This window comes from Microbulbifer sp. SAOS-129_SWC (genome assembly GCF_039696035.1).
Lineage (GTDB): Bacteria > Pseudomonadota > Gammaproteobacteria > Pseudomonadales > Cellvibrionaceae > Microbulbifer.
In genome coordinates this window covers 1,109,266-1,123,289 of sequence record NZ_CP155567.1, presented here as the reverse complement: position 1 = coordinate 1,123,289, position 14,024 = coordinate 1,109,266, and the positions used below count along the sequence as shown (strand labels likewise).

The 14,024-nt window shown below is 63.2% G+C and carries 13 protein-coding genes; 1 reads left to right on the top strand and 12 read right to left on the bottom strand.

The features are described from left to right. Positions 1-22: 22 nt before the first annotated feature. The 10 genes from ndk to trmJ all read right to left on the bottom strand — a co-directional run bounded on the left by ndk (position 23) and on the right by trmJ (position 7,503). Positions 23-454, bottom strand: a complete 432-nt coding sequence (gene ndk / locus ABDK11_RS04720) for a nucleoside-diphosphate kinase (protein ID WP_346839150.1) — start codon at positions 452-454, stop codon at positions 23-25. A gap of 159 nt (positions 455-613) precedes the next feature. Then, positions 614-808, bottom strand: coding sequence for a Fe-S cluster assembly protein IscX (iscX, locus tag ABDK11_RS04715; RefSeq protein WP_346839149.1), 195 nt, complete (start codon positions 806-808; stop codon positions 614-616). Between the two features lie 31 nt (positions 809-839). Next, positions 840-1,178 (bottom strand): ISC system 2Fe-2S type ferredoxin, encoded by a 339-nt coding sequence (gene fdx / locus ABDK11_RS04710; protein WP_346839148.1) that lies wholly within the window; start codon positions 1,176-1,178, stop codon positions 840-842. 83 nt (positions 1,179-1,261) lie between these two features. After that, entirely contained in the window at positions 1,262-3,133 is a 1,872-nt protein-coding gene (gene hscA, locus ABDK11_RS04705; protein ID WP_346839147.1) for a Fe-S protein assembly chaperone HscA, read from the bottom strand. A gap of 9 nt (positions 3,134-3,142) precedes the next feature. After that, entirely contained in the window at positions 3,143-3,667 is a 525-nt protein-coding gene (hscB, locus tag ABDK11_RS04700) for a Fe-S protein assembly co-chaperone HscB (RefSeq protein WP_346839146.1), read from the bottom strand. Positions 3,668-3,980: 313 nt separating this feature from the next. Continuing rightward, entirely contained in the window at positions 3,981-4,304 is a 324-nt protein-coding gene (gene iscA, locus ABDK11_RS04695) for an iron-sulfur cluster assembly protein IscA (RefSeq protein WP_346839145.1), read from the bottom strand. A gap of 55 nt (positions 4,305-4,359) precedes the next feature. Continuing rightward, positions 4,360-4,776: a Fe-S cluster assembly scaffold IscU gene (gene iscU / locus ABDK11_RS04690; RefSeq protein ID WP_346839144.1), complete on the bottom strand. Its 417-nt coding sequence runs from the start codon at positions 4,774-4,776 to the stop codon at positions 4,360-4,362. Between the two features lie 21 nt (positions 4,777-4,797). After that, positions 4,798-6,012: an IscS subfamily cysteine desulfurase gene (locus tag ABDK11_RS04685; protein WP_346839143.1), complete on the bottom strand. Its 1,215-nt coding sequence runs from the start codon at positions 6,010-6,012 to the stop codon at positions 4,798-4,800. A gap of 75 nt (positions 6,013-6,087) precedes the next feature. Beyond that, positions 6,088-6,579 carry a Fe-S cluster assembly transcriptional regulator IscR gene (gene iscR, locus ABDK11_RS04680; RefSeq protein ID WP_346839142.1) on the bottom strand — a complete coding sequence of 164 codons (492 nt, stop codon included), beginning with the start codon at positions 6,577-6,579 and terminating at the stop codon, positions 6,088-6,090. Between the two features lie 123 nt (positions 6,580-6,702). After that, positions 6,703-7,503, bottom strand: a complete 801-nt coding sequence (gene trmJ, locus ABDK11_RS04675; RefSeq protein WP_346840175.1) for a tRNA (cytosine(32)/uridine(32)-2'-O)-methyltransferase TrmJ — start codon at positions 7,501-7,503, stop codon at positions 6,703-6,705. Between the two features lie 174 nt (positions 7,504-7,677). Here trmJ and ABDK11_RS04670 point away from each other — a divergent pair, with 174 nt between their 5' ends. Further along, positions 7,678-8,481, top strand: a complete 804-nt coding sequence (locus ABDK11_RS04670) for an inositol monophosphatase family protein (RefSeq protein WP_346839141.1) — start codon at positions 7,678-7,680, stop codon at positions 8,479-8,481. Between the two features lie 74 nt (positions 8,482-8,555). On the opposite strand, the gene ABDK11_RS04665 is transcribed toward ABDK11_RS04670, so the two are convergent. Beyond that, entirely contained in the window at positions 8,556-11,564 is a 3,009-nt protein-coding gene (locus ABDK11_RS04665; protein ID WP_346839140.1) for an EAL domain-containing protein, read from the bottom strand. A gap of 149 nt (positions 11,565-11,713) precedes the next feature. After that, positions 11,714-13,729 carry an ATP-binding protein gene (locus tag ABDK11_RS04660; protein WP_346839139.1) on the bottom strand — a complete coding sequence of 672 codons (2,016 nt, stop codon included), beginning with the start codon at positions 13,727-13,729 and terminating at the stop codon, positions 11,714-11,716. Between the last annotated feature and the right edge of the window lie 295 nt (positions 13,730-14,024).

Genomic DNA, 14,024 nt, shown 5'->3' with positions numbered 1-14,024 from the left:
GGAGAACCCTTTGAGCAGCAGGTTAAGAGGCGCGCGGGCAAATTTCGTCGTCGGCGAAGAAGTAGCTCACTTCGCGCGCGGCGGACTCGGTGGAGTCGGAACCGTGAACGGCGTTGGCGTCGATGCTCTGGGCAAAGTCGGCGCGGATGGTGCCGGCAGCGGCTTCCTGCGGGTTGGTAGCCCCCATCAGGTCACGGTTGGCCAGAACGGCGTTCTCACCTTCCAGCACCTGCACCACGACCGGACCGGAGGTCATGAAGTCCACCAGGTCTTTGAAGAACGGACGCTCTTTGTGCTCGGCGTAGAAACCTTCGGCCTTTTCACGGGACAGCTGCAGCATTTTCATGGCAACAATACGCAGACCGGCCTTCTCGAAACGGCTTTCGATCTCGCCGATTACATTCTTGGCTACTGCGTCCGGCTTGATGATGGACAGGGTGCGTTCCACGGCCATGTTTTTCTCCAATTTCACTGATTTCTGGAATGTGTGTACTTTAAATACAGAAAGAGCAACCAAACAGTTGCTCTTCCCTGAATTCGCTTCGCTCAATAAATGAACAACACCTATCGAGGCGGGCGGATTATACGCGTTAGCGTATGAACTTTGTACTAGTTAATCCGCTTCTTCGATCCACGCAGCCTGGATCGCTTCGAGGATCTTCTCGCCGCAGCGATTGGGATCGTCGTCGAAACCGGGCAGTTCGGTCACCCAATTGCGCAGATCGACGAAGTTGACCCGCAGCGGATCCACGTCCGGGTGCGCATCGACCAGCTCGATGGCGATATCGTTGATATCCGTCCACTTCATAGTATTTGCTCTCGAGATTGTGACTGTTCCGTCAGTGCTTTTCCGATACCTGGTTGATGGTGTACTTGGGGATCTCCACCACCAGGTCCTCATCATCGACAATCGCCTGGCACGACAGGCGTGAATCGGGCTCCAGGCCCCAGGCCTTGTCCAGCAGGTCCTCCTCCAGTTCGTCCGGTTCGCCGAGGGACTCGAAGCCCTCGCGCACGATCACGTGGCAGGTGGTGCAGGCACAGGATTTCTCGCAGGCGTGCTCGATTTCAATGCCGTTGGCCAGCGCCGCATCGCAGACGCTGACACCGGGCTCTGCCTCCACCACTTTGCCCTCGGGGCAGATTTCGGCGTGGGGCAGGAATACAATCTTGGGCATGGGTCAATTACTCGCTGTGACACCGCAGGAGCCCGCCGTGCCGGCGATTACCGCCGCCGGCAACAGGACTGGCTCCCACATAGTTATTGATCAAATTCGTCCAGGCTGTGGCCCTGCATGGCGCGCCTGATGGAGGCGTCCATGCGGCGCGCGGCGAAAGGTTCGGACAGCTCGTTGAGCGCTTCGATACGCCTGTGAATCTCGTCTGCGTCGCCGCCGTTATGGGCGAGGCGCAGGGCCTCCATGGCGCGCTCCAGCGCATTGAGTTCGCTGTCGTCCAGCAGCTCGGCGCCGTTTTCGCGCAGCGCCACCAGCAGGCTCTCCAGGGCCCGCTCCGCCTCCACCTGGGCCTCGCGCAGGGCACGGGCGGCGATGTCCTCTTCGGCGTGGGCGTAGGAGTCCTGCAGCATGCGGGTGATCTCCGCATCCTCGAGACCGTAGGACGGCTTGACGGTGATATCGGCGCTGACTCCGCTGCTCTTCTCCATCGCGGTGACCGACAGCAGTCCGTCGGCGTCCACCTGGAAGGTCACGCGGATATGCGCGGCGCCGGCCACCATCGGCGGTATGCCGCGCAGTTCGAAGCGCGCCAGCGAGCGACAGTCCGTCACCAGCTCGCGCTCACCCTGGACCACGTGGATGGCCATGGCGGTCTGGCCGTCCCGGAAGGTGGTGAATTCCTGCGCCTTGGCCACCGGGATGGTGGTGTTGCGCGCGATCAGCTTCTCGGTGAGGCCGCCCATGGTTTCGATACCCAGCGACAGCGGGATCACGTCCAGCAGCAGCAGGTCGTCGCGGGACTTGTTGCCCACCAGCACATCCGCCTGCAGCGCGGCACCGATAGCGACCACCTGGTCCGGATCGATATCCGCGTGGGGTGCGCGGCCGAAGAACGCCTCGACTTGCTCGCGCACGCGCAGGGTGCGGGTGGAACCGCCCACCAGCACCACATCGTCGATTTCGTCGGCACCCAGATCCGCGTCGCGCAGGGCGCGCTTGCAGGCGCGCAGCGTCTTGTCGATCAGCGCATCGAGCAGGTCCGCCATGGCGGCGCGATCCAATTCGCCGCGCCAGTCACCGTATTCCAGCGGAACCTGGGCCTGCTGTGCCAGCGCCTCCTTGGCAGCACAGGCGCGATCCAGCAGGGCGCGCTGGGTGACCACATCCAGGTCGGTGCCGAGACCCGCCTCGGCGGCGATCCAGGTGGCGATGGCGCGGTCGAAATCGTCGCCGCCCAGCGCGGAGTCACCACCGGTGGACAGTACCTCGAACACGCCGCGCGACAGGCGCAGGATGGAAATATCGAAGGTACCACCACCGAGGTCGTAGACCGCGATGGTCTTGTCGGCGCCATCGGCGTCTTCGCGATCGAGGCCGTAGGCCACCGCTGCGGCGGTGGGTTCGTTCAGCAGGCGCAGCACCTTGAGGCCGGCCAGTTTGGCGGCATCCTTGGTGGCCTGACGCTGGGCATCGTCGAAATAGGCCGGCACGGTGATCACCGCGCCGTCCAGCTCGCCGCCGAGGGCCGCGTCACCGCGGCGCGCCAGCACCTTGAGGATTTCCGCGGATACCTGCACCGGGTTCACCGCCCCGGCCACCGTTTCGATCGCCGGCATGCCGCCGTCAGTGTCGACAAACCGGTACGGCAGCTGCTCGCCGAAGCTCTGCACATCGGCGAGGCCGCGGCCCATCAGGCGCTTGACCGACAGCAGGGTGTTGAAGGGGTCGTCGCCGGCACGGGTCCGCGCCGCGGTGCCGACGGTTACGCCGTCCGCGCCATAGTGCACCGCCGAGGGCACAATCACACTGCCGTCTTCGCCGGCAATGGCCTCCGCCGAGCCGCTGCGCACGGTCGCCACCAGGGAGTTGGTGGTGCCCAGGTCGATCCCCACTGCGCGCTTGCGCTGGTGCGGTTCGGGGCTCTGGCCGGGTTCGGAAATCTGCAGTAATGCCATTGTTACTCTTTAATCTAAAAGGTCTTCTTCCAGTTCTTCCACCTGCCGCTGCAGCTTGCTCAGAAACTGCAGTTTGAGCAGGGAGTCCTTGCCGGCAGCGAGATCACCCGCGACAAAGACATCGGCGAACTGCCGCTGTTCGGTGGCGAACAGGCCGCGCACCTCTTCGCCCAGTTCGTTGAGGGCGGCGGCCGGATCGGCCTCATCGCGCACTTCCTCGAGGCGCTCGCGCAACATCATCTGCTGCATCAGGAACTCGGCATCGGCAGTGGTCTGCTCGGGGCTGATTTCCACCCCGGCCAGTTCCAGCAGGTAGGCGGCGCGCAACACCGGGTCGCGCAGTGTCGTGTGCGCCTCGTTGATACGCGCCGCGTACTGCATCGCCAGCAGCTGTTCGCGCTCGGACTTGGCCGCGTACTTGTCCGGGTGAAATTCCCGCTGCAACTCGCGATAGCGCTTCGTCAGCGCGGCGCGGTCGATCTCGAACGCGGGCTTGAGGCCGAACATGTCGAAATAGGTCTGGTGTTGTGCCATATCGTGCGCCTTACCAGCAGTAGCCTTTCGCACCCCTTTCAGCCGGGGCAGAGGCCAAAGGGAGTTCTGTGGCGGCACTGCTACCAGGGGCTGTCTGTCAGACACGCTGTGAATACGTCCGTGTACGCTCTCCGCGGCCAGTCCGGCCGCTCCAGGCATTCACGGCGCCTGGCGGCCCCTGGCCGCAGAAGGTCTGCCAAACAGCTCCTGGCATCAGCGCCTTCGCCATTAACTTGTGTGTTCTTTTCGAATTAGAAAATACTAAAAAGGCCGGCGTGCGCGACGCACCCGGCCTTTTCCGGCGAGGCGGAAGTCACACGTGGAAACTTTCGCCGCAACCGCACTCGTTCTTGACGTTGGGGTTAGAGAAGGCAAAGCCCTCGTTCAAACCCTCTTTGACGAAATCCAGCTCGGTGCCGTCCAGGTAGACCAGGCTCTTCGGGTCCACCACCAGGGCGACATCGCCGTATTCAAATACCTGGTCTTCCGGCTCGGCGCGGTCGACAAACTCGAGCACATAGGCCATCCCCGAGCAGCCAGCGGTACGCACACCGACGCGGATTCCGATACCGCTGCCGCGCTTGTCGAGCTGGCGCCTGACGTGTTCCTGCGCCGCGTCTGTCATGGTGATTGCCATAGCGGTATTGCCTCTACTTCCTTCCGCGACTTTACTCTGCGGGCGCCGATTGCACTCAGCTGGCCGCTTCTTCTTTACCTTCGCCGGCCTCCAGGCCGCGCTTCTCGCGAATGTTCTTCACCGCGGCCTTGATCGCGTCCTCGGCCAGTACCGAGCAGTGGATCTTCACCGGCGGCAGCGCCAGTTCCTCGGCGATCGCGGTGTTCTTGATCTGCTCCGCCTCGTCGATGGTCTTGCCCTTCACCCACTCGGTCAGCAGTGAGCTGGACGCAATCGCGGAACCGCAGCCGTAGGTCTTGAACTTCGCATCCTCGATCACGCCGTCGGCGTTGACCTGGATCTGCAGGCGCATCACGTCGCCGCAGGCCGGCGCGCCGACCATGCCGGTGCCGACGTCATCCGACTTGTCGTCCATACGACCGACGTTACGGGGATGTTCGTAGTGATCGATTACTTTATCGCTATAAGCCATTGTTACCGTCTCCTAAACCTTTTAGTGCGCCGCCCATTCAATGGTATTCAGATCGACACCGTCTTTGTACATATCCCACAGGGGCGACAGCTCGCGCAGTTTTTCTACCGCCTTGCGCACTTCCGCGGCAGCGGTGTCCACATCGTTTTCGCTGGTGAAGCGGCCAAAGCTGAAGCGCAGGGAGCTGTGGGCCATCTCGTCATTCACACCCAGCGCACGCAGTACATAGCTGGGCTCCAGGCTCGCCGAGGTACAGGCGGAACCGGAGGAAATCGCCAGATCCTTAAGTGACATGATCAGGCTCTCACCCTCGACGAAGGCAAAGCTGACGTTCAGGTTGCCCACCACGCGCTGTTCCACGGAACCGTTGATGTGCACCTCTTCCATATCCTTGATCTGATCCCAGAAGCGATTGCGCAGCATCAGCAGACGCTCGGTCTCCGCTGCCATTTCCTCTCTGGCAATGCGGAAGGCCTCCCCCATACCGACAATCTGGTGTGTCGGCAGGGTACCGGAGCGCATACCGCGCTCGTGACCACCACCGTGCATCTGCGCCTCGAGGCGCACCCGCGGCTTGCGGCGCACGTACAGGGCACCCATGCCCTTGGGACCGTAAACTTTGTGGGCGGAGAAAGACATCAGGTCGACTTTCATTTCCGCCAGGTCGATCGGCAGCTTGCCGGCGCTCTGCGCGGCATCCACATGGAAGACCACCTTGCGGGAGCGGCACAGCTCACCGATCGCGGCGATATCGTTAATCACGCCGATCTCGTTGTTGACGTGCATCAGGCTCACCAGGATGGTGTCCTCGCGCAGCGCCTCTTCCACCTGCTCCGGGTAGACGATGCCGTCTTCACGCGGGTTCAGGTAGGTAACCTCGAAACCCTCGCGCTCCAGCTGGCGGCAGGTGTCCAGCACCGCCTTGTGCTCGATCTTGGAGGTAATGATGTGCTTGCCTTTGCCCTGGTAGAAGTGGGCCGCGCCCTTGATCGCCAGGTTGTCGGATTCAGTGGCACCGCTGGTCCAGACGATCTCGCGCGGGTCGGCGTTGACCAGCTCGGCCACCTGGCGGCGGGCGTCTTCGACCGCCTCTTCCGCTTTCCAGCCGTACAGGTGCGAGCGGGAGGCAGGGTTACCGAAGTTGCCGTCCATGGTCAGGGATTCTGCCATCTTTGCAGCGACGCGCGGGTCCACCGGGCAGGTAGCCGCATAATCCAGGTAGATGGGAAGCTTCATACTCGTTTCTCTCCGCGCACTAATACTGTCAATTCACGTGTGCTGTCGATGGGGTTCTGTCGGGCGGCGCGCACCTTATTGCAGGCCGCCGATCACTGCCACTTTTTCCAGTGGCGCGTCTTCTGGCGCACCGCGCCGGTCCTGGCGCCGCGCGACTTCCTGCACCTCGGCCCGCGCCACCAGATTGGCGAGGCTGATACCGTTCAGGAAGCTGTGAATCTGTTCGCTCAAATCGGACCAAAGATAGTGGGTCAGGCACTGTTCTCCGCCGGCGCAATCGGCATTGCCGCCACAGCTGGTGGCATCGACGGATTCGTTCACCGCGTCGACGATCTGCGCGACGAACACCTCGTCGCCGGGCCGCGCCAGGCGGTAACCGCCACCGGGGCCACGCACGCTCGACACCAGGCCGGACTGCCGCAATCGCGAGAACAGCTGCTCCAGGTAGGACAGGGAAATGCCCTGGCGCTTGGAGATGTCCGCCAGGCTTATCGGGCCGCGCTCAGCGTGCAGCGCCAAGTCCAGCATCGCCGTGACCGCGTAGCGGCCTTTGGTTGTCAAACGCATATCAGCTCCCGACTGATCTACAGCCCTCTATCGATCGGGGCGCGAGTATGGAATAACCCAGCAACTCAGTCAAGTATATAACCCGGCGCAGTAGTCGGGTATTGACCACTGCGCCCGCAGCGTTCAGGAATCCGGTCTGCCCTTGCCGCCGGTGCGGTGGATATAGTTCTGGGTCGCGGTCAGCCAGCCGCGCAGAATACCCAGCTCCATGTCGTCCGGGCGCACGCGACTGAACAGTCGGCGCAAGCGGGTGATGGTCTGGCGCGGGTTGTCCGCATCGATAAAACCGAGTTCGCCCAGAGCCGCCTGCAGGTGCTCGTAATAGAGCTCCATATCGCTGGCCTTGGCCGGCGGTCTGTCCCAGTCGGCATAACTGACCGGCCCGCCCTGCTCCGCTTCCAGCGCCGCCATACGCACCTCGTACACCAGCACCTGCACCGCGGTGGCCAGGTTGAGGGAACTGTAGTCCGGGTTCGCGGGGATGTGCACGTGGAAGTTGCAGGCCTGCAGCTCCTCATTGGTCAGCCCGCGATCCTCGCGCCCGAATACCAGGGCAACCGGGTGGCTGGGGGCCTCGGCCACCGCCCGCGCGCCGCATTCGCGCGGCGTCAGCAGGGGCCAGGGGATGCGGCGTTCACGGGCGCTGGTGGCCATCACCAGACCGCAGTCGGCCACCGCCTCTTCCAGCGTATCCACAACGACCGCCTGGTCGAGCAGATCCGCGGCGCCGGCGGCGCGCCAGATCGCGTTGGCGGCGGGAAACTCCCGCGGCGCCACCAGATAGAGCTGGCTGAGGCCCATATTCTTCAGCGCGCGCGCGGCGCCGCCGATATTGCCCGGGTGGGCGCTGTTCACCAGCACCACGCGGATGTTGTCCAGCGGCGCAGTGTCGCGGGGAGAGGAGTCGAGGGAGGACTTGACCATACTGTGCAAAGGGGTTGGAATGCCAAAGGCGCGCGAGTGTAGCAAATATGGACCAAAATCCCTACAATCGCCGCCCCCCGGCTGGCCCGGGTATGGAGAGCGCCCCGGCCGACACGGCCCAGGCGCGCGCCTCCCGCTTTTTAACCCTTGCAAATCACACGATGCGGAATAGTTATGGAACCCATGCTGAATATTGCCCTGCGCGCGGCGCGCAAGGCCGGTGAACTGATCGAACGGGCCTGGGAGCGCAGCGATCTCTCCAACTACGAAGAGAAAGGCCGCAACGATTTCGTCACCGAAGTGGACCGCGCCAGCGAGCAGGAGATCATCTACCACCTGCGCAAGGCTTACCCCAAGCACAGCATCCGCGCCGAAGAGAGCGGCCTGCAGGAAGGCGCGGAGCCGGATTACGAGTGGATCATCGATCCACTGGACGGCACCACCAACTTTATTCACGGCATCCCGCAGTTCGCCATCTCCATCGCCTGCCGCTATCGCGGCCGCATCGAGCACGCGGTGGTGCTGGACCCGATCAAGCGCGAGGAATTCACCGCCAGCCGCGGCCGCGGTGCAGCCCTGAACGGGCGCCGCATCCGCGTATCCGCGCGCCAGGGCATGCGCGGCGCCGTGATCGGCACCGGTATTCCGTTCAACGGCCCCGCGCTGGAGAACATCGACCCCTACCTGGCCACGCTGAAGGAAATCGCCGGCCAGACCGCCGGTATCCGCCGCCCCGGCGCGGCGGCGCTGGACCTGGCCTACGTGGCCGCCGGCCGCTTCGACGGTTTCTGGGAAATGCACCTCAATAGCTGGGATATCGCTGCCGGTGCCCTGCTGGTGAAAGAGGCGGGCGGCCTGATCAGCGACTTCCGCGGCGGCGAGGATTACCTGGATTCCGGCAACCTGGTATGCGCCACGCCCAAGGTCTTCAAGCCGCTGCTGCAGATCGTCGGCCGCCATATGGGCGGCATACGCTGAGCGCGAATGCACCGCCATTGACGCAAAAGGCCGGGTACTTACCCGGCCTTTTTTATTTCGATGGTGACCTGCAGCTAGCTGTCGGCGGCGGCCACCTCCAGTAGCAGTTCCCGCTCCGTGCTTTGCAGCATCTCCTGCAGTGGCAGCGGCCGGCCAATGTGGTACCCCTGCAGCAAATCGACGCCAATGGTGCGCAAGCGCGCCGCGGTGGAGGCATCCTCGACGTACTCGGCAATGGTGCGCGCCCCCAGGCGGTGCGCCACCTGGTGAATCGACTCGACGATGATCAGGTCGACGAAGTTGGACTCCACCTGGCGCACAAAACTGCCATCGATCTTGATGTAGTCGATGGAGAAGGCCTTCAGGTAGTTGAACGAGCTGAGGCCGTTGCCGAAATCGTCCAGAGCCACCTTGCAGCCCATCCGGCGCAGCTCGGCGACAAAGTGACTGGCGTTATCCATCTGATTGACCATCGCGGTTTCGGTGATTTCAAAACCGACATGGGGGAGCGGGATCGGTGTCTGCTCGAGCAACTTGACCAGGTACACCTGGAAGTCGCCGTCGCCGAGCGCCTCGGCGGACAGGTTGACGGCGCACTGCATTCCCTGCGCCGCGATCTGCGGCGCATGCCGCACCAGTACCTGCTCCACCACCCAGCGATCAATCTGCAGCATCAGTCCGTAGCGCTCCGCTGCCGGAATAAACGCCGCCGGCAACATCAGGTCGCCACCGTCATCGACCATGCGCACCAGTATTTCGTAATGACTGACCGCGGACAGCTCGCCGCTGCGGGCCACCGGCTGCGCGTAAAGTACCAGCCGCTCGCCATCCAGCGCCTCGCGAATGGCCGATGCGACGATGATCTCGCGGTGCTGTTCCGCCGCGGCGCTCTGCTCCATTTCGTAAATCATCACGGTGCCGCGGCTGGCGTGCTTGGCCGAGTAGCAGGCCACGTCCGCCTGACTGAGCAGATCGCCGAGGCGATCGTTGAAACAGTTGATCTCCGTAATGCCGACACTCGCGCCGACATCGTAGACACGCTCGTTCCAGGGAAAGCGCAGCGCCACTATCTGCCGGATCAACTGCTCGCAGCGCAGTCGTGCCTGCTCCTTGTTGCAGTGGCGGAACAGCAGGCCGAACTCGTCACCACCGAGACGCGCGACGCTGTCGGATGTGCGCAACAGTGCGCGCAGGTACTTGCTGATCTGCTTCAGCAGCGCGTCACCGGCCAGGTGGCCGGCACTGTCGTTGACCACCTTGAACCGATCCAGATCGACATAGGCCAGCGCATGGCACTCGTCGCTGTGGCGCACACTCTCGATCGCTTTCAGCAGTTCGCGCTTGAAAGCATCGCGGTTGGGCAATCCAGTGAGATCGTCATGGGAGGCCTTGTAGGTGAGCTGGCGAATCAGCTGGCGCGATTCGCTCACGTCCTGGAACACCATCACCGCCCCCAGCAGCGCACCGCGCTCGGTCTTCAGCGGCGAAGCAGAATTCTTGATGTCATAACAGCGCCCGTCCTTGCTGTGCAGCACACAGCCGTCGGCACTGAATACCGGCTCACCGAGGCGCAGGCATTCAGCCACCGGGTTCGGCACCGATTCGCCGTCGCGCCCGAGGGTCATGCGGAATACGCCGTCAACCGGCTGCCCCCGAACCCGCTCCAGCGGCAGGCCCATCATCTGCTCGGCCACCGGGTTCATGAAATTGATCCGACAATCGGCGTCGGTGGAAATTACCGCATCGGCGATGGACGACAGTGTTACCTGCAGGCGCTCCTTCGCTTCCACCAAATGGGTTTCGCCGCGTTTGCGCCCGTCGATATCCTCGACCTGGACCACCGAATAGAGCGCCTCACCGTGGGCATCCCGCGCCAGGCTGCAAGACAGATACCCCCACACCACATGGCCGTCGCGGTGCACATAGCGCTTTTCCAGGTGCGGCGCATGGCGCTCGCCGCTGATAAAACTCCGCCACAGCTCGCGGCTGGAAGGCTCGTCTTCCGCACAGGTGATCGAAAAGATGCTGCGCCCCACCAGCTCACCCTCGGGGTAGCCGACAAACTCACAGAAACTGCGATTGGCCTGCAGAATACGGCCTTCCAGCGACACCAGTAACATCCCGATACGGGAATCCTCCACCGCGGCGCGAAAGCTGCTCTCCATTTCGACGATACGCGCATTGCGGTGGCGTTCGATATTGGTATAAACCGCCATCGCGTAGGCCGGCAACGCCGCCACAAAGGTGTTTACCACCAGCGTCACGCCCGCGTGATCACCTCTGGCCATCAAGGCCGGATTGGCGTGAGTCTCGACCCCCACATAGATGAGTGCCACCGCCAGAATGGTGCCAAAGATGACCACCAGCGTCTGGAACAGTGGCAGTCGCGTCGCGGCCCAGATCAACGGCAGCGAGACAAATACGAACGGCAGCAGCGCCACCTCGAACACTAGGTAAATGGATGCACCCACCACTGCCGCAGTGGACAGGAAACGGCCCAGCGCCGCACCACTGCGGAAACTGCGCAGCGTCTCGGCGCGACACATCAGCGCCAGTGGCAGCAGCGTCAGCAGCCCGACAAAATCCGCCAGGTACCAGATCGGGAACAGGGTCTGATAGGGAAGACCGGTGCGCGCCACCGCCACCAGAGCCCCCAGGCCCGCGCCCGCCAGCGGCGGCAGGATGGCCGAAAAGAAAGTGAAGCGCAGCCACTGTCTGGGGCCATCGAAGTAATCTTCCTCGACGCAGAAGCGGCGCAGCAGCAAGGCGGCGAGCAGGATTTCGGAAAAGGACACCGACGTATAGACAAGCGCCGGCAGCCAACCGTAGCCGATGGCGACTCCGGCCATCACGTCGGCGGCGAGAAACGCCAGCAGCAGCAGCGGCCAATCGCGCACTCGCTGGCGGTAGAGAAAGGTTATGGCAATGGCATCGGGAAACCACACAGCCGCAGCGCCGCCGCCGGGGCTGAGGAACTTTTTGCAGATAACGACAAATGTGGCAGAGATAGCCGCCAGCAGCAGGGCCGACAACCACAGGTGCTGCCGGGATTGTCCCCCATCGGGGTTACAATCCGGAACCATTACAGACATCCACATCCTCGGCTTATTGGTATCGTTCCGTGAGTACTGCCTGATTTTACGCGTGCAGGTTTTTTTTGTTTTTATGCAAACCCGGCAAGTGTAGACCAGCAGGCGTCAATTGCAGCTATTAATTATGTCGCCAATTCAAATTAATCCAATTTTTCCGTGCCAGCCGCGCACTTCTCGGCCACCTGGCACAATTGCGCCAAATCGTACGATTCGGGCAGTGCCGCGTCGCACTCCTCGCCGCCGTATTCACCGATAGCGACAAAGGTGATCCCTGCGGTGAGCGGGTCCTCCTTCAGAATGTGCGCCATATCCGCCGCTGCCATACCGGGCATCGCGGCGTCGAAAAGCACCATATCGGGGCACTGGGTGCGAGCGGCAAAGATGGCCTCCACCGCGTCCTCGGCCACTGCCAGCTGCACCTGGCTGAAGCCATTCAGCATGGTGCGCAGGCGATTGACGCCCGCCGGCCGATTGGCCACCTGCAGGATTCGGCAGGCGGGGAATTTCACCGGCACCCGCGGACCGGGCGACAGCTGCATGACCTCCACCGGTGCGTCGATCATTGGAAACTCAATCCAGAAAACGGAGCCCTGGTCCTCGTGGCTGTCGAAGTCGATGCGCCCTCCCATCGCCTCGGTCAGGCGCCTGGCGATTGCCAGCCCGACGCCGGTACCCTCTATCTGCCCCTTTTCCGCCCCCAGGCGGTTGAACGGCTCGAAAACCTCAGCGCGTTTTTCCTCCGGAATGCCGGTGCCGGTATCGAGGATACTGAGCCGCAGCCAACCCTCCGCCTGCGGTGCGAAGTTCATCACCACGCGGCCGTTTTCCCGGTTGTACTTGACGGCGTTGCCGGCCAGATTCAGCACCACCTGCTTGAAGCGCACCGGATCGGCACAGATATACGCCGAGTCCCAGCCGAGCGGCTCGAAGATCAGGCTCACGCGGCGGGTTTCCGCCAACGGTTCGAGCAGCCGCTTGCAGTCCTCCACCAGCGCTGCCGGCTGCATCGGCTCCATAGACGGAGCGAGGCGGTGGCTGTCGATACGCGCCAATTCCAGCACGTCGCCCACCAAGTGGAGTAGATGCTGGCCGGCGCGGCGGATTTCTCCGAGGCGCTGGCGCTGGTCCGGATTGAGACTCTGGTCCAGTTCCACCATCTGGCTGTAACCGAGGATCGCATTCAGCGGGGTGCGCAGTTCGTGGCTGAGGCTGAATAACAGGTCGGCGCGGTTGCTGTTCTCGCGCCGCAGTTGCTGCAGCTCGCGCTCGGCGCGCTCCAGCGCCTCGCGGTTACCGGTAATGTCCTGCAACACACCGAGCACCCGTACCGGCAGTCCCTCGCTGTTGCGCTGTACCCGCCCACGGCAGCGCACCCAGACGATGCCACCGTCGCGGTGCCAGAGGCGAAACTCGACATCCAGCGGTACCTGCTCGCGCACGTGGTCGTGCATTGCCTGCTGCGCGCGCGGATAGTCCTCTGGCAGCATGCGTGCGCGCCAGTGCGACAGCGCGGTGCGCGCATCCGCATCGACCTGGTGATTTTCGTATCCGAGCATGGCCCAGCAGGCGCGATCCAGCACCACTTCGTCGGCGCGCAGATCCCACTCCCACAGACCATCGCTCACGCCCGCCAGCGCCTGCAGTGGCCTTTCCCCGGGCAGATTCGACAGGTAGCGCACCGACAGCGCCTCGGTGTAGTCGGCACAGCCGCCGATCACCAGCAGCTGCGGCCGGCCGGCCGCATCGCTGCGGCTGACAGCGCGCGCCCACAGGCGCATCCAGTAGAGCTGCCCGGCGCTGTCGTAGGCGCGGAATGTGACATCAATGGCGCCTCCCTGGGCGCCGATCCGCTGGCGCAGGGCGCGCAGCTTGTCGCGGTCATCGGAGTGCACCAGAGACAGCGGAGCGCCGCTCCACAGACCGCTCAGGGCGGACGAGGGATCGTCGTCAAACAGCGCCCACACGGCGCCGGCGGCCCGCTGGCGGCCGCTCTCGGGATGCCACTCCCAGAAACCGCAGTCCACGTCCAGCAACAACCGCTGTAGATAGCCGATTTGCGCGCGCAGCCCGGCTTCGTCCATTGTCGCCAGCTCCTCGTCGGACACGGCCAGCTGCAGCGGAAGTACGGGAAGATCGGAAGTCTGTGGTTCGGACACGCAGATCACTTTTTCACCGGACAAGTTAACGGCTAGTGAAGCACTTATCCGCCGCCGTGAAAAGGGCGCCGCGTGCCGCCGGCAATCTGTGGGGATCGAAAACGCGGATAAAAAAAAGGCCCCGCATGGCGGGGCCTGAATCAGCGATGATGAGAGAAAACGGGAAGTCACGCAGTATTAAAGCTGTTGCCATAAACCCGTGATGGATTCCCGAAGCGCGAGCCTTGCGGCCCACACCCCTAGTACTGCAACCACTATGCCAACTTTGCAAAACCCATGAAAAAGGGCTGTGCGG

Bases quoted from the DNA above. Each gene is read 5' to 3' on its own strand.
- iscX (WP_346839149.1), bottom strand. From the start codon at position 808: ATGAAGTGGACGGATATCAACGATATCGCCATCGAGCTGGTCGATGCG.
- fdx (WP_346839148.1), bottom strand. From the start codon at position 1,178: ATGCCCAAGATTGTATTCCTGCCCCACGCCGAAATCTGCCCCGAGGGC.
- trmJ (WP_346840175.1), bottom strand. From the start codon at position 7,503: ATGGTCAAGTCCTCCCTCGACTCCTCTCCCCGCGACACTGCGCCGCTG.
- ABDK11_RS04685 (WP_346839143.1), bottom strand. From the start codon at position 6,012: ATGAAGCTTCCCATCTACCTGGATTATGCGGCTACCTGCCCGGTGGAC.
- iscA (WP_346839145.1), bottom strand. From the start codon at position 4,304: ATGGCAATCACCATGACAGACGCGGCGCAGGAACACGTCAGGCGCCAG.
- hscA (WP_346839147.1), bottom strand. From the start codon at position 3,133: ATGGCATTACTGCAGATTTCCGAACCCGGCCAGAGCCCCGAACCGCAC.
- iscR (WP_346839142.1), bottom strand. From the start codon at position 6,579: ATGCGTTTGACAACCAAAGGCCGCTACGCGGTCACGGCGATGCTGGAC.
- hscB (WP_346839146.1), bottom strand. From the start codon at position 3,667: ATGGCACAACACCAGACCTATTTCGACATGTTCGGCCTCAAGCCCGCG.
- ABDK11_RS04670 (WP_346839141.1), top strand. From the start codon at position 7,678: ATGGAACCCATGCTGAATATTGCCCTGCGCGCGGCGCGCAAGGCCGGT.
- iscU (WP_346839144.1), bottom strand. From the start codon at position 4,776: ATGGCTTATAGCGATAAAGTAATCGATCACTACGAACATCCCCGTAAC.
- ABDK11_RS04665 (WP_346839140.1), bottom strand. From the start codon at position 11,564: ATGGTTCCGGATTGTAACCCCGATGGGGGACAATCCCGGCAGCACCTG.
- ndk (WP_346839150.1), bottom strand. From the start codon at position 454: ATGGCCGTGGAACGCACCCTGTCCATCATCAAGCCGGACGCAGTAGCC.